The organism is Sphingomicrobium clamense (assembly GCF_019264355.1).
Taxonomy (GTDB): Bacteria; Pseudomonadota; Alphaproteobacteria; order Sphingomonadales; family Sphingomonadaceae; genus Sphingomicrobium; species Sphingomicrobium clamense.
Genome location: NZ_JAHVAH010000001.1, coordinates 1,240,344 through 1,261,763, shown reverse-complemented (window position 1 = coordinate 1,261,763; position 21,420 = coordinate 1,240,344). Strand labels below are relative to the sequence as shown.

Here is a 21,420-nt window from a genome sequence, read left to right as displayed (position 1 = left end):
CGCTCACCTTCCGAACCCTCTCGAATGCTGTTACGCCCTCTCCTTCAACAGGGGAGACCAGATATGCGTTATCTCATCGTTCCGATGGCCTTGTGCCTTGTGGCCTGCGAAGCCGAGCCCGAAGCAACCGTCGAGCCGGGCGCCAGCATGGAGGCCGAAGTCGAGGCCGAGGCCGAGGCGACGACCTTTGACGGCGGTCCGGTCGTGGGCACCTACACTGCGACGTCGGACGACGGCACCGTGCTGACCCAGACCACGACGGGCGACGGCAAGGTGACGAGCGTCGACGGTGACGGGAATAGCGTCGAGGGCACCTATTCGATGACCGACGAAGGCTTCTGCATCACGAACGAAGGTGCTGAAGAAGCCTGTTACGCCTACAGCGACCTTCGCGAAGACGGCAGCTGGACCGCGACCAATGTCACGGACCCCGAAGACCGCTGGATCGTGTCGCGCTCCAGCGAGTAGCTACTCGGCCGCTTCCTTCTCGGCGAACTCCAGTTCCGCAAGGTAGCGCTCGGCATCGAGCGCGGCCATGCAGCCCGTGCCCGCCGCGGTCACGGCCTGGCGGTAATGCTTGTCCATGACATCGCCGCAGGCATAGACGCCCGGGATCGAGGTGCGCGGTGTGCCGGGTTCGACCTCGATATAGCCGTCGCTGTCGATCGCGAGCTTGCCCTGGAATAGCTCGGTCGCCGGCGCATGGCCGATGGCCACGAAGGCGCCTTCGCACTCGACGCGGCTGACCTCGCCCGTCTTGGTGCTTTTCACGTCGAGACCGACGAGGCCCTCGGGATCGCCGTCGAGGACGAATTCCTCGACCGTATGATCCCACAGCACCTTGATCTTCTCGTTGGCGAAAAGGCGATCCTGCAGGATTTTCTCCGCGCGCAGCTCGTCGCGGCGATGGATCAGCGTGACGTCGTCCGAATGGTTGGTGAGGTAGAGTGCTTCCTCGACCGCAGTATTGCCGCCGCCGATGACCGCGACCTTCTTGCCGCGATAGAAGAAGCCGTCACAGGTCGCACAGGCGCTCGCGCCCTTGCCCTTGGCGTGTTCTTCGCTCGGCAGTCCCAGCCACTTGGCCTGCGCACCCGTCGCGATGACCAGCGTGTCGCACGTATATTCGCCCGCATCGCCCTTCAGGCGGAACGGGCGCGATTCCAGGTCGACCTCGTTGATGTGGTCCCACACCGTCTCGGTCCCGACATGCTCGGCCTGCGCCTTCATCTCTTCCATCAGCCAGGGACCCTGGATGACGTTGCGGAAGCCGGGATAATTCTCGACATCGGTGGTGGTGGTCAGCTGGCCGCCGGGCTGGACACCCTGCACGACGATGGGCTTGAGCCCCGCACGCGCGGCATAGATGGCGGCGGTGTAACCGGCGGGGCCGGACCCGAGGACGAGAAGTTTGGTGTGCTTGATATCGGACATGGTTCGGAACCTAGGTAACGGGCCGTGGCCCTTCAAGACTACATCAGGCGGCTATGCTCGAGGCTGGCGCCAATGAAGCCGGTGAACAGGGGATGCGGGTCGAACGGGCGGCTCTTCAACTCCGGGTGGAACTGGACGCCGATGAACCAGGGGTGGTCCGGCCGTTCGACGATTTCGGGAAGCTCGCCATCGGGGCTCATGCCGGAGAAGATCAGGCCGCCTTCCTCGAGCTTGGGAATGTAATGCGAGTTGACCTCGTAGCGGTGGCGGTGACGCTCCGAAATGTCGGTCTCGCCATATTGCGCGGCGACCTTCGAATTGGGCGAGAGCTTGGCGTCATAGGCGCCGAGACGCATCGTGCCGCCTAGATCGGTCGTCGCGCTGCGCTTCTGGAGGCCCTCTTCGCTCATCCATTCGGTGATGAGACCGACGATCGGCTCGCCTTCCTCACCGAATTCGGTGGTGGTCGCGTCGCTGATCCCCGCCTGGTGGCGCGCGGCTTCGATGCACGCCATCTGCATGCCGAGGCAGATGCCGAGAAACGGGATCTTGCGTTCGCGCGCGAACTTGATCGCCGCGATCTTGCCTTCGCTCCCACGTTCGCCGAACCCGCCGGGCACGAGGATGCCGTGGAGCGGTTCGAGCTCGGCAGCGAGATCTTCGGGCTCACCCTCGAACATCTCGGCGTCGAGCCACTTGATGTTGACCTTCACCTTGTTGGCAAAGCCGCCATGGACCAGCGCTTCGCGAAGCGACTTGTAGGCATCGGGCAGCGCGACATATTTGCCGACCACGCCGATCGTGACCTCGCCCTCGGGATGGTCGACACGCTCCATGATATCGGTCCAGCGCGTGAGATCGGGCTTCGTCTTGGCCGGGTCGATCCCGAACGCCTTGAGCACTTCGCCGTCCAGACCTTCGCGATGGTAGGAGAGCGGCACGTCGTAAATCGAGCGCGCGTCCAAGGCCTGGATAACCGCGCTTTCGGGCACGTTGCAGAACAAGGCGATCTTGCGGCGCTCATTGTCCGGAATCGGATGCTCGGAACGGCACAGCAGCACCTGCGGCTGAATGCCGTAGCTGGTCAGCTCGCGTACGCTGTGCTGGGTCGGCTTGGTCTTCAGCTCGCCCGCCGCCGCGATGTAGGGGACCAGGGTCGTGTGGACGAAGACGGTCTGGCCAGTGCCGAGATCATTCTTAAGCTGGCGCAGCGCCTCGATGAAGGGCAGGCTTTCGATGTCTCCGATCGTGCCGCCGATTTCGCAGATGACGAAGTCGAGGCCATCGATATCGTTCTGCGCGAATTCCTTGATCTGGTTGGTGACGTGCGGAACGACCTGCACCGTCGCGCCCAGATAGTCGCCGCGGCGCTCTTTGGCGATGATGTCAGAGTAGATGCGGCCCGAAGTGACGTTATCGCTCTGGCGCGCAGAGACGCCGGTAAAGCGTTCGTAATGGCCCAAGTCGAGGTCGGTTTCCGCCCCGTCGTCGGTCACGTAGACCTCGCCATGCTGGTAAGGGGACATCGTGCCCGGATCCACGTTGAGATACGGGTCGAACTTACGGATGCGGACCTTGTAGCCACGCGCCTGGAGAAGCGCCCCGAGGGACGCTGCGAGAAGACCTTTGCCAAGCGAGGAGACCACGCCGCCGGTGATGAAAATGAACCGCGCCATGGGAGTCGAGCCTTAGGGGCGGTTGGCCCCTGCTGGCAAGCACCCAAATCATCGAAAACGCAAAAAAATCGGGGCCCCGCAGGACCCCGAGTGAAGATTTGACGGGTCGGCCGACCTACTGGGCCAGCGGCACGCCATTCTCGTCGACCGGCTCGGCCGGAGCCGGCTGCGGCGCAGTCTGCTGTGTCGGCGCGGTTTCACCGACCAGCGAGGTGTCGATCGTCTGCGTGTCGCCACGCGTGCTGGCGACCGCGGCAAGCGTGATCGAGAGTCCGACGAAGATCGTCGCCAAGATCGCGGTCGAACGGGTCAGTAAGTCTGCCGCGCCGCGCGCCGTCATGAGGCCCGACGAGGATCCGCCGACACCAAGCCCGCCGCCTTCCGAGCGCTGCATCAGGATGACCGACACCAGCGCAAGCGCAACCAGCGTTTGGACGATGAGGAGGAAGGTGAACAGCATGTCTTGGGTCTCGTCTTAGGAAGTTTCCGTATCGGCAGCCATCTAGGGCCGCTCACCGAATATTTCAATCGATCATAAGAAAAGGGCCGGTTCGCGAACGACCCGGCCCTCATCTTTCACTGTGTGCGTCGCTTTACTGGGCGGCGGCGTCACCGGCGGCCGGCGCACCTGCCGAGGCATCGGCTTCGGCTTCGGCGGCGGCTTCAGCCGCAGCGGCAACCTGCTCCTGCACCTGCTCCGGGGTCAGTTCGACACCGTGCGGGGCAAGGTCGGCCACGCGGTAGCCAAGGATCGCGCCTTCGAGGTGCGGCGTGATGCCATTGAGCGGCACAGCCACGACCGTGTTGTTGGTCAGGCGGATCATCGCGGCATCGGCAGTCATCGCTTCGATGGTGCCGGCAGCGACGAGGTCGGCGTCACGAACGTCGCGACCGATCGAGACCGTGTCGGCGAGTTCCTTCTTGCCACGCTCGACTTCGGCGTTGAGCTCGGCCTGCGTCATCGCGATCATCATCGTCTCGCCATTGGGCGTAAAGCTCGTCTTCGGCAGGACGATTTCATACTTGTCGGTCTTGAGCGTGATCATGCCGGTTTCGGTGTCCATGCTGACCATGTGGCCAACCTTTTCACCCTGCGGATCGACGATTTCGAGAGCCTGTGCGAACGCAGGCGAAACCGGAGCCACGGCGACGAGCGCGCCAACACCAAGTGCAGTAATAATCTTCTTCATGTAACCCTTCCCTTTGAATTCATTAGGTCTTTTATACAGTTTCGACATGAAACCTAGCTGAACGTTACCGTGCAGCTGCATTCATGATCGGGATGAACTGGTCGGCGGTGAGGCTCGCTCCACCCACGAGCGCCCCGTCGACATGGTCGAGATGCAGAATGTCCCCCGCATTCTCGCCTTTCACCGAACCTCCATAGAGGATTTTCGTTTCGTTCGCGAACGTTTCGCCGCGCGCTTTGCCCAACTCGCCGCGAAGGTGAGCGTGCATCTCGCGAATCTCGTCCGGACCGGCGACCTTTCCGGTGCCGATCGCCCAGATCGGTTCGTAGGCCACCGACAATTTTCCCTCAGGAATTTCACCCGGGAGCGACGCGACGATCTGCTTGCCGACCGTCTCCAGCGCGTTTCCGGCCTCGCGGACGTCGAGGCTCTCGCCGCAGCAGACGATGACATCGAGCCCTGCCGCGAGCGCGGCGGCCGCCTTGGCAGCGACCTGCGCATCGGTCTCGCCAAAGGCCTCGCGCCGTTCACTGTGACCGACGATGACGGTTTCGGCCCCGGCATCGACCAGCATGGCCGCCGAGATCGATCCGGTGAAGGCTCCCCGCGGTTCGGCATGAACGTCCTGCCCGCCAATAACGAAGCCCGGCGCGGCTTCCGAGGCTCGCTCGATCAGCGTCGCCGGCACGCAGATGGCCGTATCGATGTCGGACAGCGTTTCCGACGCCATCGAGATTCGCGTGATTTCACCGAGATCGCCCGCGATCCCGTGCATCTTCCAGTTTCCCGCGATCAGCTTGCGCCGCGCCATGTCCCAGCCTCCCCTTCGAAATCGGACCGCGGGGGCCTAGCATCTTGATTTTGACGGGCCAAGTGCCAGTTCGGTTGAAACTCGAATGGCCGCTCTCTAAAGCGGTCGCCAACTTCCAGAACCGCGAAAGTCGCCCCCTGCCATGATTTCAGCTTTCCGCAACATGTCGAACAGCAAGGTCGGCATGGCCATCATCATCGTGATCGGCGCCGTTATCGTCTTTTCTTTCGCGATGGCGGATATCAGCAATGTGGGTGTCGGCGGCGGCGCGCGGACGAGCAACCTTGCCGAAGCAGGCGGCGAACCGGTGACCGATCGCCAGATGAGCGACGCGCTCGAGCAGGAACTCGCGCGCCAGCGTCAGCAGAACCCTGAGGCCGACTATCCCGATCTCGACCCGCTCTTCGACCCCATCCTCGAAAGCCTCATCACCGAACGAGCGCTGCAGGCGTTCGCCAAGGATAACGGCTTCATCCTGTCCAAGCGTCTGATCGACGCCGAGATAGCGCGCCTTCCGAACGTCACTGGCGCGGACGGCAAATTCTCCGACGCGGCCTATCGCGCCTTCCTGTCGCAGGCCCGCCTGACCGATGCGCAGATCCGTGATGAATTCCGACTACAGTTGCTCAACCGGCTGATGCTGGTGCCGGTGGCGGCCGAGGTGCGCGTCCCCAACGGCATCGCGCGTCCCTACGCGTCGATGCTGCTCGAGCGTCGCGAGGCCGAGGTGGTCATGGTCCCCGCCGCACCGTTCGCGGCCGGGATCGATCCGACCGACGAACAGATCCAGGGCTTCTACCGCGCGCAGGCGGTCCGCTACATGGTGCCCGAACAGCGCGTCCTGCGCTTTGCGGCTATCACGCCCGACAGCGTGTCGGTCGCCGAGCCGTCCGAAGCGGAAATCACCGCGTCGCTCAATGCGCGCGCTTCCGAATTCTCCTCGCAGGACATCCGCGTGATCAGCCAGGTCGTGCTTCCCGACGAAGCGACGGCGGTCATGGTGGCCGATGCCGCGCGCGAGGGCAGCTTTGCCGACGCCGTGGCCCCGCAGGGCTTTTCGGCTGCCGACGTCTCGGTCGGACCGCAGACGCGTGAGCAGTTCGAAGACCTTACCTCCGAGGGTGTGGCGGCAGCCGTCTTTGCCAACAGCGTCGACGCCGGCTCGATCGTCGGCCCGGTCCGTTCGTCGTTCGGCTGGCACGTGGTTCGCGTCGACTCGATCCGCAGTGAGGGAGGCACTTCGCCTGCCGAAGCCCGCGCGCAGGTGATCGCGGATTTACGCGCCGCCCAGCGCCAGGCGTCGCTGTCCGAAAAGGTCGCCGACTTCGAAGACCTGATCCGCGACGGAGCGAGCTTCACCGAAGCCGCTGCCGAAACCGGCCTGACGATCACCGAGACCCCGGCCATCACCGCCAGCGGCCGCGACCTCGACAACCCGGACTATCGCTTGCCCGATGGCTATCAGCAGGCGCTGACCAACGGGTTCCAGATGTTCGCGGGCGACGATCCAGAAGTCGCCGTGGTCGGAGAGGATGAGGGCTTCGTCATGGTTGCGGTCGGCGACATCATCGAGGCCGCGCCCGCTCCCTTGGCCGAAATTCGCGATCGGGTTCGCCAGGACCTTATCGAGCGCGAGGCGCTGGCCGCTGCCCGCCGCGTGGCCACCGCGATCCAGCAGGCCATGGCCGGTGGCGCGTCCACCAGCGATGCCGTCGCCAAGGCGGAGGCGGACGAAGGCATCGACCTGCCCGCCGTTCGCGAAATCGAATTCCGCCGCATGGACCTCGCGCAATTCCAGGGCAATGTCCCCGCGCCGGTGCAGATGATGTTCAACCTCACCGAGGGTCAGTCGCGGGTGACGGGCGGCGCTACCAACGAAGGCATCTACGTCGTCAAGACGGTCGGGATCGAGCGCGGCGACGCGACGACCAATCCCGGACTCGTCTCGCAGACGTCGCAAGGCTTCCGCCAGGTGTTCGGGAACGAGCTGACCGAACAGTTCCTTCGCGCCGTGCGCGAGGATGTCGGGGTGAGCCGCAATGAAAGCGTCATTGCCGCAACGCGCCAGCGCATCACCGGCGGGGGCCAGTAAGGCGCCGCGCTTATGGCTGCGCCGTCGATCCTGGTCCTCGACAATTACGACAGTTTCACCTTCACGCTGGTCGACTATCTCCGGTCGCTGGACGCTGAGGTCGACGTCGTCCGCGCCGATGCGCTGAGCGTCGAGCAGGCGATGGCTCGAGGTGACGACGGCATTCTCGTATCCCCCGGGCCCGGTACGCCGCAAGACGCCGGGATCAGCGTCTCGCTCGCTGCCGCGGCCGTCGACGACCGCCGCCCCTATCTCGGGATTTGCCTGGGTCATCAGGCGCTGGCGCTGGCTTGCGGGTCGAAGGTCGACCGCGTGGCTCCCGTGCACGGCAAGGTCGCGCGCGTGTGTCATGATCAGAGCGGCGTCTTCGAAGGACTCCCCAGCCCGCTAGATGCAACGCGATACCATTCGCTGGCCGTCCCGGAACCGTATTCACCGCTAAGACCCAATGCGTGGAGCGATGACGGGCTGGTCATGGCCATGCGTCACGAGCACGCGCCGGCGCATGGTATTCAATTCCATCCCGAAAGCGTCGCGAGCGAACATGGTCACGCCATGCTGAGCGCTTTCTTGCGCATTTGCGATAGCAAAACGACTTGACAGAGGCGCAATACGTTCTCTAACTGTTCCCTATTCGTTTACCAGTGACGAGGGGTGCACATGTTGACCGCCAAGCAGAAGGAATTGCTCGCCTTCATCAATTCGCGTCTCAACGACGACGGCGTTTCGCCCAGTTTCGATGAAATGCGCGAGGCCTTGGGGCTGGCGTCCAAGTCGGGTGTCCATCGCCTGATCGGTGCGCTGGAGGAGCGCGGATTCATTCGCCGCCTCCCCAATCGCGCACGCGCGCTCGAAGTCATCAAGCTTCCCGACGGCATGGAAGCGGCACCGACCCCCGCCGCGATGCCTGTCGTCCCCGCCCCCGCGAACGACGTGATCGAGATCCCCCTTCACGGACGGATTGCGGCGGGCACCCCCATCGAGGCGCTGCAGGGTACCGAAGGTTTCCAGGTCCCTGCCGCCCTCCTCGGACCGGGCGAACATTATGCGCTCGAAGTGTCGGGCGATTCGATGATCGAGGAAGGCATTCTCGACGGCGATTTCGCGCTGATCCGCAAGGTCGACAGCGCGCGCGATGGCGAGATCGTCGTGGCCCTGGTCGACGAAGAGGAAGCGACGCTCAAGACGTGGCGGCGCGAGGGCGCGACCATCCGGCTCGACCCGGCCAACCCGACCCACCAGGCGCAGCGCTACGAGGAAGGCCGGGTGCGCGTACAGGGCCGCCTTGCCGGCATCATCCGCCGCTACTGACCGATGAAAAAACTGTTCCTTGCTGCTGCAGCCGGCCTTCTCGCCGGTTGCAGCGTCGAGCATGTGCCCGATGACGACACGGACGCGCTCGTATCGGTGGAGAAAGACGTGACTGCCCGCCTCGACTATTTCGAACTGCCTGCCGCCGATCCCGAGACGGTCGGCAAGACCCGCGACTTCTATGCCGACGCCTTTGGCTGGACGTTCACCGATTTCGGTCCCGACTATAGCGCGACTACGACCGGCGATACCGATGTCGGCCTGTCGGGCGTCACCGGTGACGACGCGATCGACAAACCGCTGCCGGTGATCCGCGTCGAAGACCTGGAGGCAGCTTTGTCGGATGTCGAAGCCGCGGGTGGACGTATCGTGCGCCCGATCTTCGCCTTTCCCGGGGGGCGCCGCTTCCACGCAGTCGACCCCGCCGGAAACGAGTTTGCGGTCTACGTCGTCGAGGAAGCCGAGGAGTAGCGCCTAGCGCCAGGGATGGTCGGTGCGGACTGCATGGACCGTGTCGACTTGCCGCTTGTGCCCAAGCGAAATTGCGATCCCGCCCGTCTCTTCGAGCGCGGCGCGATCGAGTTTGAGCCACCGCGGCGTGCAGGCCTCGGGCAGGCGCCGGTCTGCCACGACGATGTCGGCAGCTTCGCAGGCAGCGACCAATTCGCTCCACAGGATGAAATCGCGGCTCCGGATCGCGAGCAGGTCGAGCTGGTCGCCTTCCCGCTCGATCCGGGCCACACAGGCGTCGCCATTGGAGCGGGCGAAACGGCTGTCGTCCAGCGCGGTGGGATTGCCATCATAACCCGATGCCTCGGACAGCATGTCGCGGATGAAGTCGCCGCTGCGGCTACGCAGCATGACGGGTTGTCCGTCCTCGACCACGGCAAGATGGCGGCCGTCTTCGGTGATCAGGAGGTCCGGCGCGCTCTGGACGGCGGCGGTCAGCAGCCCGATCACGATCGGGAAGATCCCCAGCCAGCGCACCCGATGTCGCCAGAGGAACACCCACAGCCCGCCCAGGATGCAGGCGGCGAATGCCCATGTCGGCATGGTCGGCACCATCGCCACCGCACCCTTGGCTCCCGACGCGGTCTCGGCGACCCACATCAACAGGTCGAGCGATATGCCTGCCACCCACCAGAAAGGCGCGCCCAGCCCGACCAGGTCGAATAGTAAAGCGAGCGCCAGCATTGGCATGATCACGAAGGTCGTCAGCGGAATCGCGACCAGGTTTGCGATGACCCCGTACAGCCCGGCCTTGTGGAAATGGTAGAGCGCGAGCGGCATCAGCGTGACCTCGACGATCAGGCCGGTGATCGCGAGCGCAAGCAGGCCGCGACCGAAGCGCGACACCGTCCCCTCCTCACGCGGCCCGATCAACTGGCGCACGCGCGGATGGGCGTGGAGCGCGATGATCGACGTCACCGCCGCGAAGCTCAACTGGAAGCTCGCACCGACCAGCGATTCGGGTCGCACTAGCAGGATGATCAGCGCGCCGACCGCCACCAGCCTCAAACTCAGCGCCTCGCGCCCGATCGCGAGCCCGCCAAGGACGAGCAAAGCCGCAATGCACGCCCGAACCGTCGGCACCTGCATGCCGGTCAGGAGCGTATAGCCAATGCCCGCAAGCGCCCCGACCCCCGCCGACACGATCACGAGATTGGTGCGCAGCGCGAGCCGCTCCGAGAGCGCAAGCAGCCGCAACGAGATCAGCATCGCTGCCCCGACCACCGCCGCGATGTGCAGGCCCGACACGGCGAGCAGGTGCGCAAGGCCCGACCGTCGCATCTGGTCGGCGCGCTCAGCCGCGACCGCATTCTTGTCACCCGTCACGAGCGCAGTCGCGGTTCCGTCGCCTTCGCCCGGCAATCGTTCGCGGACATGGGCGCCCAGTGCGGCCCTGACCTTGTCGAGCGAACCGCCGGGTGACGACCGGACGACGGCGACATCGCCGAGTGCAGTGCCTACTCCGCCAATTCCGGCAAACCACGCCTTGCGCGAAAAATCGTAGGCGCCCGGTAGCGCCGGACCGGGGGGTGGCATCAGCCGCGCGCGTATCCTGACGACCGCGCCTTCGCCGATCCCCTCGACCATCTGAGCCTCGCGCAGGCTCACGCGCAATCGCGGCGGCAAGACAGCGTCCGAAGGCGCCAGCGTCAGCCGCACCCTGCCCTTCGCGACCAGCGGCTCGACACGTTCGACTTCGCCCTCGAACGTTTCGACCATGACTCGCTCGATGACCGGCGCGGCGACACTCTCGCTCCTGAGCCAAATCCAGCCCGTCCCCAGCGCAAACAGCAGACCGCCCCATACGAGCACCTGTCGCCGTCGCCCCTCCGAGGCCACGCCGACCGCCGCGACGGCCCCGGCCATGCCGATGACGGCCATCCATTGATCGGATCGGGGAAGCCAGAACCAGCAGCCGATGCCCGCCGCGAAGGCGACGACGGCCCACAGCGGCAGCTGGGCCCGCTCGGCCTCGATAAAGTCGTCGATCTGCCGCCCGAGCAGGCGCAGCCGGGAAGGCTGACTTCCCGGTAGCGACGCGGCAGCGTCCGTGTTAGGGGCGCCACCAAAGTCCATACCCCCTGTTTGAGAGGATCAGCGCGTGAGCGCAAGCACCGACAAACCTGTCGTCACCCGGTTCGCCCCCTCGCCCACCGGCTACTTGCATATCGGCGGCGCCCGCACCGCCTTGTTCAATTATCTCTACGCCCGCGCGAGGGGCGGCAAATATCTCGTCCGCATCGAGGATACCGACAAGAAGCGTTCGACCCCCGAGGCGATCGCGGCGATCCACGACGGGCTCGACTGGCTCGGTCTCCTGGGCGACGAAGACCCCGTTTTCCAGTCGCAGCGATCGGAGCGCCATGCCGAGGTTGCGCAGCAGCTGCTCGACAAGGGCGCGGCCTACAAATGCTACCTCACGCAGGAGGAGTTGCAGGCGCTCCGTGAGAAGGCGCAGGCGGAAAAACGCCCGTTCCGCATCAATTCGGAATGGCGCGATTGTGCGCCCGGCCCCGAGCAAGATGGCCAGCCCTTCGTCGTGCGCCTGAAAACGCCCAACGAGGGCGAAACCGTCATCGAGGACGAAGTGCAGGGCCGCATCGCGGTCAAGAACGAGGAAATCGACGATTTCATCCTGCTGCGCTCGGACGGAACACCCACCTACATGCTCGCGGTTGTCGTCGACGATCACGACATGGGGGTTACGCACATCATGCGCGGCGATGACCATTTGAACAATGCTTTCAGGCAATTGCCGCTTATTCGTGCCATGGGTTGGGAAGAACCGACCTATGCGCACGTCCCGTTAATCCATGGGCCGGACGGTGCCAAGCTGTCGAAGCGTCACGGCGCGATGGGGGTCGATGCCTATCGCGACGAGCTCGGCCTGCTTCCCGAAGCGGTCTTCAACTATTTGCTGCGCTTGGGCTGGGGTCATGGCGATGACGAGATCATCAGCCGCGAGCAGGCCATCGAATGGTTCGATCTTTCAGGCATTGGCAAGAGCCCCTCGCGCTTCGACACGAAGAAGCTGCTCAACCTCAACGCCCACTATATCCGCGAGGCCGATGACGGGCGCCTCGCCGATCTCGTCCTCCCGCGCCTCGCCGCAATGGGCTTCGAGGGCGCCGACCGCGACCTGCTGATCCGCGCGATGCCCGAGATCAAGGCGCGCGCCCGCGACCTCGACGAACTGGCCGAAGGCGCCACCTTCCTGTTCAAGTCGCGGCCGCTCGAGATGACCGAAAAGGCGGCCGGCATGCTCGATGCGGATGCCCGCGCCAACCTCGCGCATGCGCATGCAGCCTTGTCCGACGCCCCGCGTTGGGACATCGAAACCGTCGAAAACATCATCCGGACGGTTGCGGAGAGCCATGATTTGAAGCTAGGGAAGCTCGCCCAGCCGCTGCGCGCGGCGCTCACGGGCAGCAACACATCGCCGGGCATCTTCGACGTCCTCGTCCTGCTCGGACGCGACGAAGCCCTCGCCCGCATCGCCGACCAGGCGAGCAACTGAGCCGAACAGAATATTGCTGGAGTGAACTGAATGACCGACAAGACCGCCAAGCTCGACCTTGAAAGCGGCACTAGCGAGTATCCCGTCCTGCCCGGCTCGGTCGGCCCCGACGTGATCGATATCCGCAAGCTTTACGGTACCACCGGCAAATTCACCTACGACCCCGGATTCACCTCGACGGCCAGCTGCCAGAGTGCGATCACCTATATCGATGGCGGCGAAGGCGTGCTGCTGCATCGCGGCTATCCGATCGACCAGCTGGCGGAGAAAGCACGCTTCCTCGAGGTCGCCTACCTGCTGCTTCACGGCGACCTGCCCAATCAGAGCGAGCTGGACGAGTTCGTCAACTCGATCACCTATCACACGATGGTTCACGAGCAGCTGGCGCAATTCTTCCGCGGCTTCCGCCGCGACGCGCACCCGATGAGCGTGATGTGCGGCGTCGTCGGCGCGCTGTCGGCCTTCTATCATGACAGCACCGACATTACCGATCCGCGCCAGCGCCTGATCGCCTCGCACCGACTGATCGCGAAAATGCCGACGATCGCGGCGATGGCCTACAAATATTCGGTCGGCCAGCCCTTCGTCTATCCCCGCAACGACCTCAGCTACACCGGCAACTTCCTGCACATGACCTTCTCGGTCCCGGCAGAAAATTACGAAGTGAACCCGGTCATCGAAAATGCGATGCGCCGCATTTTCATCCTCCATGCCGATCACGAACAGAACGCCTCGACCTCGACCGTGCGCCTCGCCGGTTCGTCGGGTGCCAACCCGTTCGCGTGCATCGCGGCAGGCATCGCCTGCCTGTGGGGTCCGGCGCATGGCGGCGCCAACGAAGCCGCGCTCAACATGCTACGCGAGATTGGCGACAGCAAGAACGTCAAGAAATATGTCGACCGCGCTAAGGACAAGAACGACCCGTTCCGCCTGATGGGCTTCGGGCACCGCGTGTACAAGAACTACGACCCGCGCGCGAAGGTCATGCAGACCACGGCCGAGGAAGTGCTCAAGGAACTGAACATCTCCGATCCGGTGCTCGATGTCGCGCGCGAGCTCGAGCATATCGCATTGAACGACGACTATTTCATCGAGAAGAAGCTTTACCCGAATGTCGACTTCTATTCGGGCATCATCCTCAATGCGATCGGCTTCCCGACGGAGATGTTCACCGCGCTCTTCGCGCTCGCCCGCACGACCGGTTGGGTCGCGCAGTGGAACGAAATGATCTCTGACCCCGAGCAGAAGATCGGTCGCCCGCGCCAACTTTACGTCGGCGCGACGCATCGCGACTTCGTGCCGGTCAGCGAGCGCTAAGACTATCTACGATTGCTGAGGAGGCCCGGTGGAAACGCCGGGCCTTTTCTATTTGGCGGCCGGCAGGCAGAGCGTGAAGCGCGCGCCTTCTCCCGAAGCACTCTCCAGCTCGATGTCTCCGTCCATCGACTTGGCGAGGCGCCGCGAAATGGCGAGTCCGAGCCCGGCCCCCGTTCCCTCTTCGGCATCGAGCCGTTCGAACTTTTCGAAAATCTTTTTCTGGTCGGCGCGAGCAATACCGGGCCCCTGGTCCGCAATCGTCACCATGGCGTGCCGATCGTCCTGGTCGAACACGATGGCCACCGTGCCGCCGTCGGGCGAATGACGGATCGCATTGCCAAGAATGTTGACGAGGATCTGGACCGTCGCGCGTCGTTCGGCGATCGCCACGACGCTGACGTCATCCTCGATTTCGATATCGATCCGCTTGTCCTGCGCCTTTGCAGCGACCAGCCCCGCCGCCTCGCGCGCGACAACCGACAACTTGACCTTCTCGCGCTCGACGCCGACCTGTTCGCTCATCGAGCGGATCACCGAAAGGAGGTGGCGCCCCGCGGTCGCGATATCGCCGGCATAATCGGCATAGTCGGATCGGATCGGCCCGTCGGACCGGTCGACGATCTGGTCGGCGGCCTTGATAATGCGGTCGAGCGGTGATCGCAGCGTGGCGTCGAGCCCGCCAGCGTCGGAAGGCGCGGGTTCGGAAGTCTTTTCCTCCTCGACTGACACCTCGATCCGATAGCCCGTGAAGCGATCGCCATCATGTTGCGGCTCGCCCGAAAGGGTCAGCGGGCGTTTGTCGGCGCGAAGCCGTCCCGGCAGCCCATTATAGGCTTCGCGGGCCGACATCGCTTCGACGGCTGGTATTCCGCCCGAATCTTCGGAAAATTGGACGACGAGGACGAGACTTTGTCCGACATGCTTTTCGAACCACGGCACCGCAGACCCGTGGACCGAAACGATGCGAAAACGTTCGTCGATCAGGATCCCGTCGAAATCTTCGGCTTCTTCTGGCAGCTCTACAGCTTCGAAACGGGGGCCGGTCGACACCATTTCCCGCCATTGCTCGACATCCAGCTTGAATCCGTCGCCTTCGGGCACGATGCTCACCCACAATTGTGCGTCACCGCTCGGCGTGGCGACATGCGCCAGTCGCGAGACGGGCTCGCCCAGTTCGCGGGCGAGACGCGCGATCGCCGCCATTTGCGGCGGGGCAATGGGCCCGTTGGGATCTGCACCGGCCGCAAGCTGCAGCGCCTGCACCGCGGCATCCGCCTCAACCAGGCACAGCTCCGCATTAAGCCGTGCACTCACGGGCATTTGCGGGCTCATGCGCGCCCCTCGGTGACAGTCATCGTCATCATGGCTCATTCTTGTGCCGAAAAATGGTTAACGACGCGTCAACTTTCCCGGCCATGCGCCAGCCAGAGTGCCGATAGCAGCGCATAGCCGCCCAGCGTCAGGAGCCCCGCCGTCCACCAGCCTCCCAGCGCGAACGGCACGAGCAGCAGGCAAGCAGGCCGTCGGCGGAAGGCGAACACATCGCCGGTCACCACGCCGCGAAGGCTGCGGATGACCTTGCCGAAATGCGCGATGGCGACCAGCCCGACACCGACTGCGAAAGGCCAATAGCCTTCTTCGCGGCCCGCGACGAAGAGCGACAAGGCGGCGAGCGACGCGAGGAAGAGCGGCCATGTCGCGACTTCTCCCGCCTTTCCGGGAAGGATCGGGTTCAGGCGAAGGCTCGCAATCCGTCGTCCCACGAGATCGAAGGGGATCGACAGCAGCATGAACAGCACTGCCAGCACCCCCTGCCCCATCACGAATGCAGCGGTCGCTGCAGCAAGCAACGCCGGCGTCAGCATCGCCACCAGCGCCGGCCTTGCGCGCATGCCCGACAATTTGACCGTCAGCCACTCCTCGATCGTGGTCGTGACCCAGCGCGCGACCCAGTCGACCCGCGCCTTGCGCGAGGCGGCCAGCAGTCCGTCCGAGAACCGCGTCGCGTCCGCCGCGCCATCGACCAGTACCGGCTCGTTTTCCCCGACCGGCCGTTGTTGCGCACCCGCCTGGACCGCGCGTCGCAAGAGCGTGGATGGAAGGTCCCAATCGCCAAGCATCGCCGCGGTCGCGCCGACATCCTCGCCGGTTAGCCGCGCGAGGCCGGACCAGCGGCTCTCGAGGTCGATCCGCTCATATTCCTCATGCGCCTCGTCGTCGGGCACGGTCAGGATCATTGGCGCGCTCGCCTCGGCAAGCCGGTGCAGATCGGCGAGGTCGGGTGCAATGCCGTCCGCGACCAGCAGCAACGCATGGCCCGATTCGAAGCGCGCGGCGGCTTCGCTGGCATTAGTCGCGAGGACGACCGGCAGGCCCTCACTCCGCAACTGGTCGGTCAGGCGCACGAGGTCTTCCGGTGGATCGTCGCCCAACAGCACGATCGGTGCTGCCCCCACCGCAACCAGCGACCGCACCTGAAAATCGGCCAGCGGGCGGCCTGCGAGCGGCACCAGCGCCCGCAGCCCGCCATCCGAACTCGTCTCGTAAGCACCGACCAGCGCCGCGAGCGCCATGCACTCCCTCCCTTGAAACTCTGGCGGCGACCATGGACCGTCTTGCGCGCGGGGAAAAGACTTTGCCTCAAGCGATAAGTTGGTAAACTCCCTGATTATGAGTGCCCATCCGATCCGCGAAACCGACTCCCCTCACCTCGACGAGGAACTGCTCCTCTCCGAAGAAGAGCAATTGCCCGAAGCTTTCGACGCCGCCGCGTGGCGCGAAACCGTGCAGGAAGAGACGCCCGCGGAACCGGGCGCGCGCCAGTTGCTCTCGGTGACACTCGGCGTACTTGGGCTTGCATGGGTCGGCTTCACGGCATGGCTCGCCGGCTCGTCGGGCGAATTTTCGCCGACGTCGATCGCGCAGTGGGTCGCGATCGCGAGCGGGCCGCTGGCGCTGCTCGCACTCGTCTGGATCATGTTCGGCCGGACCCGGCGCCGTGAGAGCGAAGCGTTCACTCGCTCGGTCGTTTCCATGAAGGGCGAGGCGCGCGCACTCGAAGTGCAATTGCTCGCGCTGACCCAGGCGATCGCCGACGGCAAGGCGGAACTCACGCAGATGATGAGCGAGGTTGACCGCAGCTCGACCGAACGCGCCGAAAAGCTCGCCACGGTCACGGCCAGCATGGCGAGCGATGCCCGGACCCTCGCCGCGCAGGGCGAGAAGCTCGATACGGCCACCACCCGTGCGCGCAGCGACATGGATGCCATCCTCGAAGGCATGCCGCAGGCCGAGACCCGCGCAAACGCGCTTGCCGAGCGGCTCGAGCAAACCGGCGTTGCGACCGACTCGCGGCTTGAGGCCATGCAGGCGACCATCGAGGCGATCGGCGCGGCTAGCGTCGAGGCCGAAGAGAAAGTTCGGACCGCCGCCCATTCGCTCGAAGGGCGGCTGGGTGCGCTCCAGGATGCCGGCGGCAGTGTCGAGACGCTGATGACGACCAGTGCCGACGCGCTCGAGGAAATCCGGAGCGGCATCGACACGCAGGCTGCCGCCGTCGCCGCGCTCGTCAGCCAGGCGCAGGCTGGAATCGAGCGTACGGGTGCAGACGCCGCCGACCGCTTGACGAAGAGCATCGGCAATAGCGACGCCGCACTTGCAGCGCTGTCCGAGCGGATCACCGCGCAGGATGCGTCGGGTCGGCAGATGCTGGCCGACCTTGAAAGCGGACTTGCCGCGCTCGACGCGAGCTATGCGCGCTTTGCCGAGGAAGGCGACCAGCGAGCCGAAGCCATCAGCCAGGCGCTCGCCGGCGTGCGCGAGCGTTTGAACGAGATTGCGGGCGATCATGTCGCCCAGACCGATGCGCTCGACGGGCTGTCGCAGCGTACGCAGACTGTGAAATCGCAGGTCGATGCGCTTGCCAGCCAGATCCAGGATCGCCTAGTCGCCTCGCTCCACGAGGCAGAAACGGGTGCCGGGCGCCTGCTCGCCGCCAGCCAGGCGGCAGGTCCGATGGCCGACGCTATGAAGGACGCGACCGAAATGGCGGCCCAGCGGATCGAAGCCAGTGCAGCGACAATCGAGAAGGCGCGCGCGGCGCTTGCCGATCTCGACGAGAATGTCGGGGGCAGCGAGGCGCGCCTGACCGAACTGCGCGAGCTTGTCGCAGCCACCCGGAAGGATGCCGACGCGTTGACCGGCGAGACCGGCCCTGCCCTCGTCGACGCGCTGGTGCGCGTGCGCGAAGCGGCGAGCAAGGCGGGCGAGCGTGCCCGCGAGGCAATCGCGCAGGCCATTCCCGAGAGCGCCAACCAGCTGGGTGACGCCACGAGCCAGGCGCTGCAGCAGGCGTTCGAGGCCCAGATTTCGCAGCAACTCGCCAATGTCGACGCGCAGGCCGCGCGCGCCATCGAGGCTGCGCGCGCGGCGAGCGACCGCCTGTCGGCGCAGATGATCTCGATCGGCCAGACCGCGGCAGCGCTCGAGGAGCATATGACCGAGATCGAGGCCAAGGAGGACGCCAGCGAAGAGTTTGCTCGTCGTGTCGCGGTCCTGATGGAATCGATGAACAGCGCCGCGATCGACGTCGGCAAGATCCTCGCCGAGGACGTCGATGAGAAGAGCTGGAACGCCTATCTCAAGGGCGAACGCGGTGTCTTCACGCGCCGGGCCGTCAAGCTCATCTCCAATGCCGACGCGAAGGCGATCGGACAGCATTGGGAGAACGACCCCGAATTCCGTGACGGTGCCAATCGCTACATTCACGACTTCGAAGCGATGCTGCGTCGCCTGCTCGCCACGCGCGACGGGGACATGATCGCGGTGACGTTGATGTCGAGCGATATGGGCAAGCTTTATGCCGCGCTGGCGCAGGCGGTCGAGCGCAGGATCTAGTTGTAGAAGTCGAGGTCCTCGGCCTCGATCCAGCCATAGACGTAATTGGCGACGAACAGCGCGGTGACGACCACGGCGATCATCGCGGCGCGCAAGAGATGCCGCTTGAGATCGAAGCGATGGGGCGCGCTCTCGGCCTGTCCGGCGACGGTCTCGGCGCCGACTTCCTCGTCGGTCTTCACCCCGAACGGCAGCATGACGAAGGCGACGGCGACCCAGACGAGGAAATAGATCGCGAAGATCGATCCGATCTGCATCAGTCGACCGCGACCAGCATCACTTCGACGATTGGCTTCTTGCCCGTCCAGAGGTTGGCTGCGCGGCGCACGGCAAGGCGGACTTTCTCGCGCGCCTTCTCTTCCTTGATGCCGCTCTGCCAGTTCTTGGCCGCCGCATCCGCCAGATCGGCGACGAAGTCTTCGGCGTCAGCCTCTACCGGAAGGCCCAGCGCCCTCACCTCGACCTCGCCAGCGAGCTCGTCATTGGCATCGATCGGCAATGCGACCGCGATCACACCTTGGTGACCCAGTTTGCGCCGCTGGTTGATCGTCAGGCCGTCGGCGGGAAGGATGACGTCGCCATCGAGAATCAGGCGTCCCGTCCGCACCTCGTCGACCTTTTTCGGGTCGCCGGGCGCGAGGCGAATGACGTCGCCGTTACGCTGCACCACCGCATGCGGGATGCCGTGTTCGAGGCCCAGCTTGGCCTGTTCACGCATATGGCGCATCTCGCCATGCACGGGCACGAGGATATCGGGGCGGATCCAATCGTACATCTGCTTGAGTTCCGGCCGGCCCGGATGACCCGAAACGTGCACGTGATGCTGCTTCTCGGTGATCATGGTCACGCCCATATCGCTGAGCTGGTTCATGATGCGGCCGATGGCGAGCTCGTTGCCCGGAATCTGCTTGGACGAGAAGATGACCGTGTCGCCGGCCGCAAGCTTCAGCTGGTGTTCCCCACGCGCGATCCGGCCCAGCGCGGCACGCGGCTCGCCCTGGCCGCCCGTGGCGATGATCATCAGGTTGCGCTTGGGAATGTCCATCGCTTCGTCGAAACGGACGGTTTCGGGAAAATCCATCAGGTAGCCGGTGGATTGCGCGACGCGGATGATCCGGTCGAGGCTGCGTCCCGCGACACAGAGCGTGCGCCCTGTTTCGGTCGCGATCTTGCCGAGCGTTTCGAGCCGTGCAGCATTCGACGCGAAGGTCGTGACCAGCACGCGGCCTTCCGCGCTTTCGACCGCCTTCAAGAGGCCGTCATGCACGCCCTCTTCGGTGCCCGACACGCTGTCCTGAAAAGCATTGGTGCTGTCGCAAACGAGCGCGCGAACGCCTTCGTCCCCGATCAATTGCATCGCCTCGTCGCCGGTTGTCGTGCCCAGCACGGGCTTTTCGTCGATTTTCCAGTCGCCCGTGTGGAAAATCTTGCCGTGCGGCGTGTCGATCAACACGCCATTCCCTTCCGGGATGGAATGCGACAGCGCCACGAAGCGCACGTTGAACGGCGACAGGTCGATCCCACCGTCGCGCGGGATGGTCTTGACCTTGAGCTGCCCCGTCAGTCCTTCCGCTTCAAGCTTCTCGCGGATCAATCCTGCGGTGAAGGGTGTCGCGTAGAGCGGAACCTTGAGTTCGTCGGCGAGATAGGGAATCGCGCCGATATGGTCCTCGTGACCATGTGTGAGCACGATCCCGACTAGATCCTGTTGCCGCTCTTCGATGAATTCGAGATCGGGAAGCACCAGATCGATCCCGGGATACCACGGATCGGCAAAGGTCAAACCCAGGTCGACCATCAGCCACTTGCCGCGACAACCATAGAGATTGACGTTCATACCGATCTCGCCCGACCCGCCGAGCGCAAGGAAAAGCAGTTCGTCGCCCGGTGTCGTCATGCGGTGGCTTTCTTGTGAAGCAGGATCAGGCCCTTGATGGTCAGATCGAAGTCGATGTGGTCGAACAATCCTTCGGGAAACAGCGCCGACAGGCCACCGGTGGCAATCACCGTGACCGGGCGCCCGATTTCCTTGCGGGTCCGCTCGAGCAGGCCTTCGATCATCGAGACGTATCCCCAGTAGACACCAATCAGCATCTGGCTCTGCGTCGTCGTGCCGACCACGCTGTCGCCCTCGGGCTTCTTGATGGCGATCTTGGGCAGCTGCGCCGTCTTGCCGGTCAGTGCGTCGAGCGACAGGTTGATCCCCGGCGCGATCACGCCGCCCTTATAGGCACCGGTATAGTCGCAGACGTCGAACGTGGTCGCCGTGCCGAAGTCGATCACGACGCAATCGCCCTCGTGCGCAGCATGCGCGGCGATGACGTTCAATCCGCGATCCGCGCCTAGCGTGTCGGGTTCGGGCACGTCGAGGGTCATCGGCCATGCTGCATCCCCATGCCCAGCCACCAGCGGCTCTACTTCGCAATAGCGACGCGCGAGCGTCTGGAGATTGTGGAGCGCGTGCGGGACCACGGTGCCGATGATCACGGCTTCGATGTCGGTGAGCTGCTGGTTTTCGAGCGCGAGCAGCTGCTTGAGCCACACGGCGTATTCGTCCGCCGTGCGGTTCGGATCGGTCGCGGTGCGCCAGCGAGCGAGAATGTCGTCCCCGTCGCACAGCGCGAAGAGAATATTGGTGTTCCCGGCGTCGATCGCGAGCAGCATGA

The 21,420-nt window shown here is 64.6% G+C and carries 19 protein-coding genes; 8 read left to right on the top strand and 11 right to left on the bottom strand.

From position 1 onward, the window contains the following. Positions 1-63: 63 nt before the first annotated feature. Positions 64-468 carry a hypothetical protein gene (locus KTQ36_RS06530; protein WP_218632896.1) on the top strand — a complete coding sequence of 135 codons (405 nt, stop codon included), beginning with the start codon at positions 64-66 and terminating at the stop codon, positions 466-468. Here the strand turns inward: KTQ36_RS06530 and trxB are convergent, their stop codons facing one another. The 5 genes from trxB to tpiA form a co-directional block, all read right to left on the bottom strand. Continuing rightward, the gene (gene trxB / locus KTQ36_RS06525) at positions 469-1,434 is read right to left on the bottom strand and encodes a thioredoxin-disulfide reductase (RefSeq protein ID WP_218632895.1); all 966 of its coding nucleotides are present in this window, start codon (positions 1,432-1,434) and stop codon (positions 469-471) included. Between the two features lie 38 nt (positions 1,435-1,472). Beyond that, on the bottom strand, positions 1,473-3,110 hold the full coding sequence (gene pyrG, locus KTQ36_RS06520; RefSeq protein WP_218632894.1) for a CTP synthase: 1,638 nt from the start codon (positions 3,108-3,110) through the stop codon (positions 1,473-1,475). 115 nt (positions 3,111-3,225) lie between these two features. Continuing rightward, entirely contained in the window at positions 3,226-3,570 is a 345-nt protein-coding gene (gene secG / locus KTQ36_RS06515; protein ID WP_425600729.1) for a preprotein translocase subunit SecG, read from the bottom strand. A 133-nt stretch (positions 3,571-3,703) separates the two neighbouring features. Further along, a complete protein-coding gene (locus KTQ36_RS06510; protein ID WP_218632893.1) occupies positions 3,704-4,300 on the bottom strand; it encodes a hypothetical protein in 597 nt (198 codons plus the stop codon). A gap of 64 nt (positions 4,301-4,364) precedes the next feature. Continuing rightward, on the bottom strand, positions 4,365-5,111 hold the full coding sequence (gene tpiA / locus KTQ36_RS06505; RefSeq protein ID WP_218632892.1) for a triose-phosphate isomerase: 747 nt from the start codon (positions 5,109-5,111) through the stop codon (positions 4,365-4,367). 142 nt (positions 5,112-5,253) lie between these two features. Here tpiA and KTQ36_RS06500 point away from each other — a divergent pair, with 142 nt between their 5' ends. From KTQ36_RS06500 to KTQ36_RS06485, 4 genes are read left to right on the top strand one after another with little or no spacing between them, the layout of a single operon-like run. Next, positions 5,254-7,203, top strand: a complete 1,950-nt coding sequence (locus KTQ36_RS06500; RefSeq protein WP_218632891.1) for a peptidylprolyl isomerase — start codon at positions 5,254-5,256, stop codon at positions 7,201-7,203. A 12-nt stretch (positions 7,204-7,215) separates the two neighbouring features. Then, entirely contained in the window at positions 7,216-7,803 is a 588-nt protein-coding gene (locus KTQ36_RS06495) for an anthranilate synthase component II (RefSeq protein WP_218632890.1), read from the top strand. 60 nt (positions 7,804-7,863) lie between these two features. Beyond that, positions 7,864-8,514, top strand: a complete 651-nt coding sequence (gene lexA, locus KTQ36_RS06490; RefSeq protein WP_218632889.1) for a transcriptional repressor LexA — start codon at positions 7,864-7,866, stop codon at positions 8,512-8,514. A gap of 3 nt (positions 8,515-8,517) precedes the next feature. Next, the gene (locus KTQ36_RS06485; RefSeq protein ID WP_218632888.1) at positions 8,518-8,985 is read left to right on the top strand and encodes a VOC family protein; all 468 of its coding nucleotides are present in this window, start codon (positions 8,518-8,520) and stop codon (positions 8,983-8,985) included. Positions 8,986-8,988: 3 nt separating this feature from the next. Here the strand turns inward: KTQ36_RS06485 and KTQ36_RS06480 are convergent, their stop codons facing one another. Beyond that, positions 8,989-11,100, bottom strand: coding sequence for a ComEC/Rec2 family competence protein (locus KTQ36_RS06480; protein WP_218632887.1), 2,112 nt, complete (start codon positions 11,098-11,100; stop codon positions 8,989-8,991). A 25-nt stretch (positions 11,101-11,125) separates the two neighbouring features. Here KTQ36_RS06480 and gltX point away from each other — a divergent pair, with 25 nt between their 5' ends. Beyond that, positions 11,126-12,541 (top strand): glutamate--tRNA ligase, encoded by a 1,416-nt coding sequence (gene gltX, locus KTQ36_RS06475; protein ID WP_218632886.1) that lies wholly within the window; start codon positions 11,126-11,128, stop codon positions 12,539-12,541. 30 nt (positions 12,542-12,571) lie between these two features. Beyond that, positions 12,572-13,858, top strand: a complete 1,287-nt coding sequence (locus KTQ36_RS06470) for a citrate synthase (RefSeq protein ID WP_218632885.1) — start codon at positions 12,572-12,574, stop codon at positions 13,856-13,858. Between the two features lie 48 nt (positions 13,859-13,906). Here the strand turns inward: KTQ36_RS06470 and KTQ36_RS06465 are convergent, their stop codons facing one another. Both KTQ36_RS06465 and KTQ36_RS06460 read right to left on the bottom strand, forming a co-directional pair. Next, a complete protein-coding gene (locus KTQ36_RS06465; RefSeq protein ID WP_218632884.1) occupies positions 13,907-15,178 on the bottom strand; it encodes a sensor histidine kinase in 1,272 nt (423 codons plus the stop codon). Between the two features lie 80 nt (positions 15,179-15,258). Continuing rightward, positions 15,259-16,431 (bottom strand): hypothetical protein, encoded by a 1,173-nt coding sequence (locus KTQ36_RS06460; protein ID WP_218632883.1) that lies wholly within the window; start codon positions 16,429-16,431, stop codon positions 15,259-15,261. 97 nt (positions 16,432-16,528) lie between these two features. Between KTQ36_RS06460 and KTQ36_RS06455 the strand changes: the two genes are divergently transcribed. Continuing rightward, positions 16,529-18,754: a coiled-coil domain-containing protein gene (locus tag KTQ36_RS06455; RefSeq protein ID WP_218632882.1), complete on the top strand. Its 2,226-nt coding sequence runs from the start codon at positions 16,529-16,531 to the stop codon at positions 18,752-18,754. Here the strand turns inward: KTQ36_RS06455 and KTQ36_RS06450 are convergent. The 3 genes from KTQ36_RS06450 to KTQ36_RS06440 are packed head-to-tail and all read right to left on the bottom strand — an operon-like array spanning position 18,751 to position 21,418. Beyond that, positions 18,751-19,011 carry a DUF1467 family protein gene (locus tag KTQ36_RS06450; RefSeq protein ID WP_218632881.1) on the bottom strand — a complete coding sequence of 87 codons (261 nt, stop codon included), beginning with the start codon at positions 19,009-19,011 and terminating at the stop codon, positions 18,751-18,753. The two genes, KTQ36_RS06455 and KTQ36_RS06450, sit on opposite strands and share 4 nt — an antisense overlap. Continuing rightward, positions 19,011-20,651, bottom strand: coding sequence for a ribonuclease J (locus tag KTQ36_RS06445; protein WP_218632880.1), 1,641 nt, complete (start codon positions 20,649-20,651; stop codon positions 19,011-19,013). The genes KTQ36_RS06450 and KTQ36_RS06445 overlap by 1 nt, the downstream gene beginning before the upstream one ends. Next, a complete protein-coding gene (locus tag KTQ36_RS06440) occupies positions 20,648-21,418 on the bottom strand; it encodes a type III pantothenate kinase (protein ID WP_218632879.1) in 771 nt (256 codons plus the stop codon). The genes KTQ36_RS06445 and KTQ36_RS06440 overlap by 4 nt, the downstream gene beginning before the upstream one ends. Positions 21,419-21,420: the final 2 nt, after the last annotated feature.

Bases quoted from the DNA above. Each gene is read 5' to 3' on its own strand.
- KTQ36_RS06465 (WP_218632884.1), bottom strand. From the start codon at position 15,178: ATGCCCGTGAGTGCACGGCTTAATGCGGAGCTGTGCCTGGTTGAGGCG.
- KTQ36_RS06460 (WP_218632883.1), bottom strand. From the start codon at position 16,431: ATGGCGCTCGCGGCGCTGGTCGGTGCTTACGAGACGAGTTCGGATGGC.
- KTQ36_RS06440 (WP_218632879.1), bottom strand. From the start codon at position 21,418: ATGCTGCTCGCGATCGACGCCGGGAACACCAATATTCTCTTCGCGCTG.
- KTQ36_RS06485 (WP_218632888.1), top strand. From the start codon at position 8,518: ATGAAAAAACTGTTCCTTGCTGCTGCAGCCGGCCTTCTCGCCGGTTGC.
- KTQ36_RS06445 (WP_218632880.1), bottom strand. From the start codon at position 20,651: ATGACGACACCGGGCGACGAACTGCTTTTCCTTGCGCTCGGCGGGTCG.
- KTQ36_RS06510 (WP_218632893.1), bottom strand. From the start codon at position 4,300: ATGAAGAAGATTATTACTGCACTTGGTGTTGGCGCGCTCGTCGCCGTG.
- KTQ36_RS06530 (WP_218632896.1), top strand. From the start codon at position 64: ATGCGTTATCTCATCGTTCCGATGGCCTTGTGCCTTGTGGCCTGCGAA.
- KTQ36_RS06470 (WP_218632885.1), top strand. From the start codon at position 12,572: ATGACCGACAAGACCGCCAAGCTCGACCTTGAAAGCGGCACTAGCGAG.
- tpiA (WP_218632892.1), bottom strand. From the start codon at position 5,111: ATGGCGCGGCGCAAGCTGATCGCGGGAAACTGGAAGATGCACGGGATC.
- lexA (WP_218632889.1), top strand. From the start codon at position 7,864: ATGTTGACCGCCAAGCAGAAGGAATTGCTCGCCTTCATCAATTCGCGT.
- pyrG (WP_218632894.1), bottom strand. From the start codon at position 3,110: ATGGCGCGGTTCATTTTCATCACCGGCGGCGTGGTCTCCTCGCTTGGC.
- KTQ36_RS06500 (WP_218632891.1), top strand. From the start codon at position 5,254: ATGATTTCAGCTTTCCGCAACATGTCGAACAGCAAGGTCGGCATGGCC.
- KTQ36_RS06455 (WP_218632882.1), top strand. From the start codon at position 16,529: ATGAGTGCCCATCCGATCCGCGAAACCGACTCCCCTCACCTCGACGAG.
- KTQ36_RS06480 (WP_218632887.1), bottom strand. From the start codon at position 11,100: ATGGACTTTGGTGGCGCCCCTAACACGGACGCTGCCGCGTCGCTACCG.
- secG (WP_425600729.1), bottom strand. From the start codon at position 3,570: ATGCTGTTCACCTTCCTCCTCATCGTCCAAACGCTGGTTGCGCTTGCG.
- KTQ36_RS06450 (WP_218632881.1), bottom strand. From the start codon at position 19,011: ATGCAGATCGGATCGATCTTCGCGATCTATTTCCTCGTCTGGGTCGCC.
- trxB (WP_218632895.1), bottom strand. From the start codon at position 1,434: ATGTCCGATATCAAGCACACCAAACTTCTCGTCCTCGGGTCCGGCCCC.
- KTQ36_RS06495 (WP_218632890.1), top strand. From the start codon at position 7,216: ATGGCTGCGCCGTCGATCCTGGTCCTCGACAATTACGACAGTTTCACC.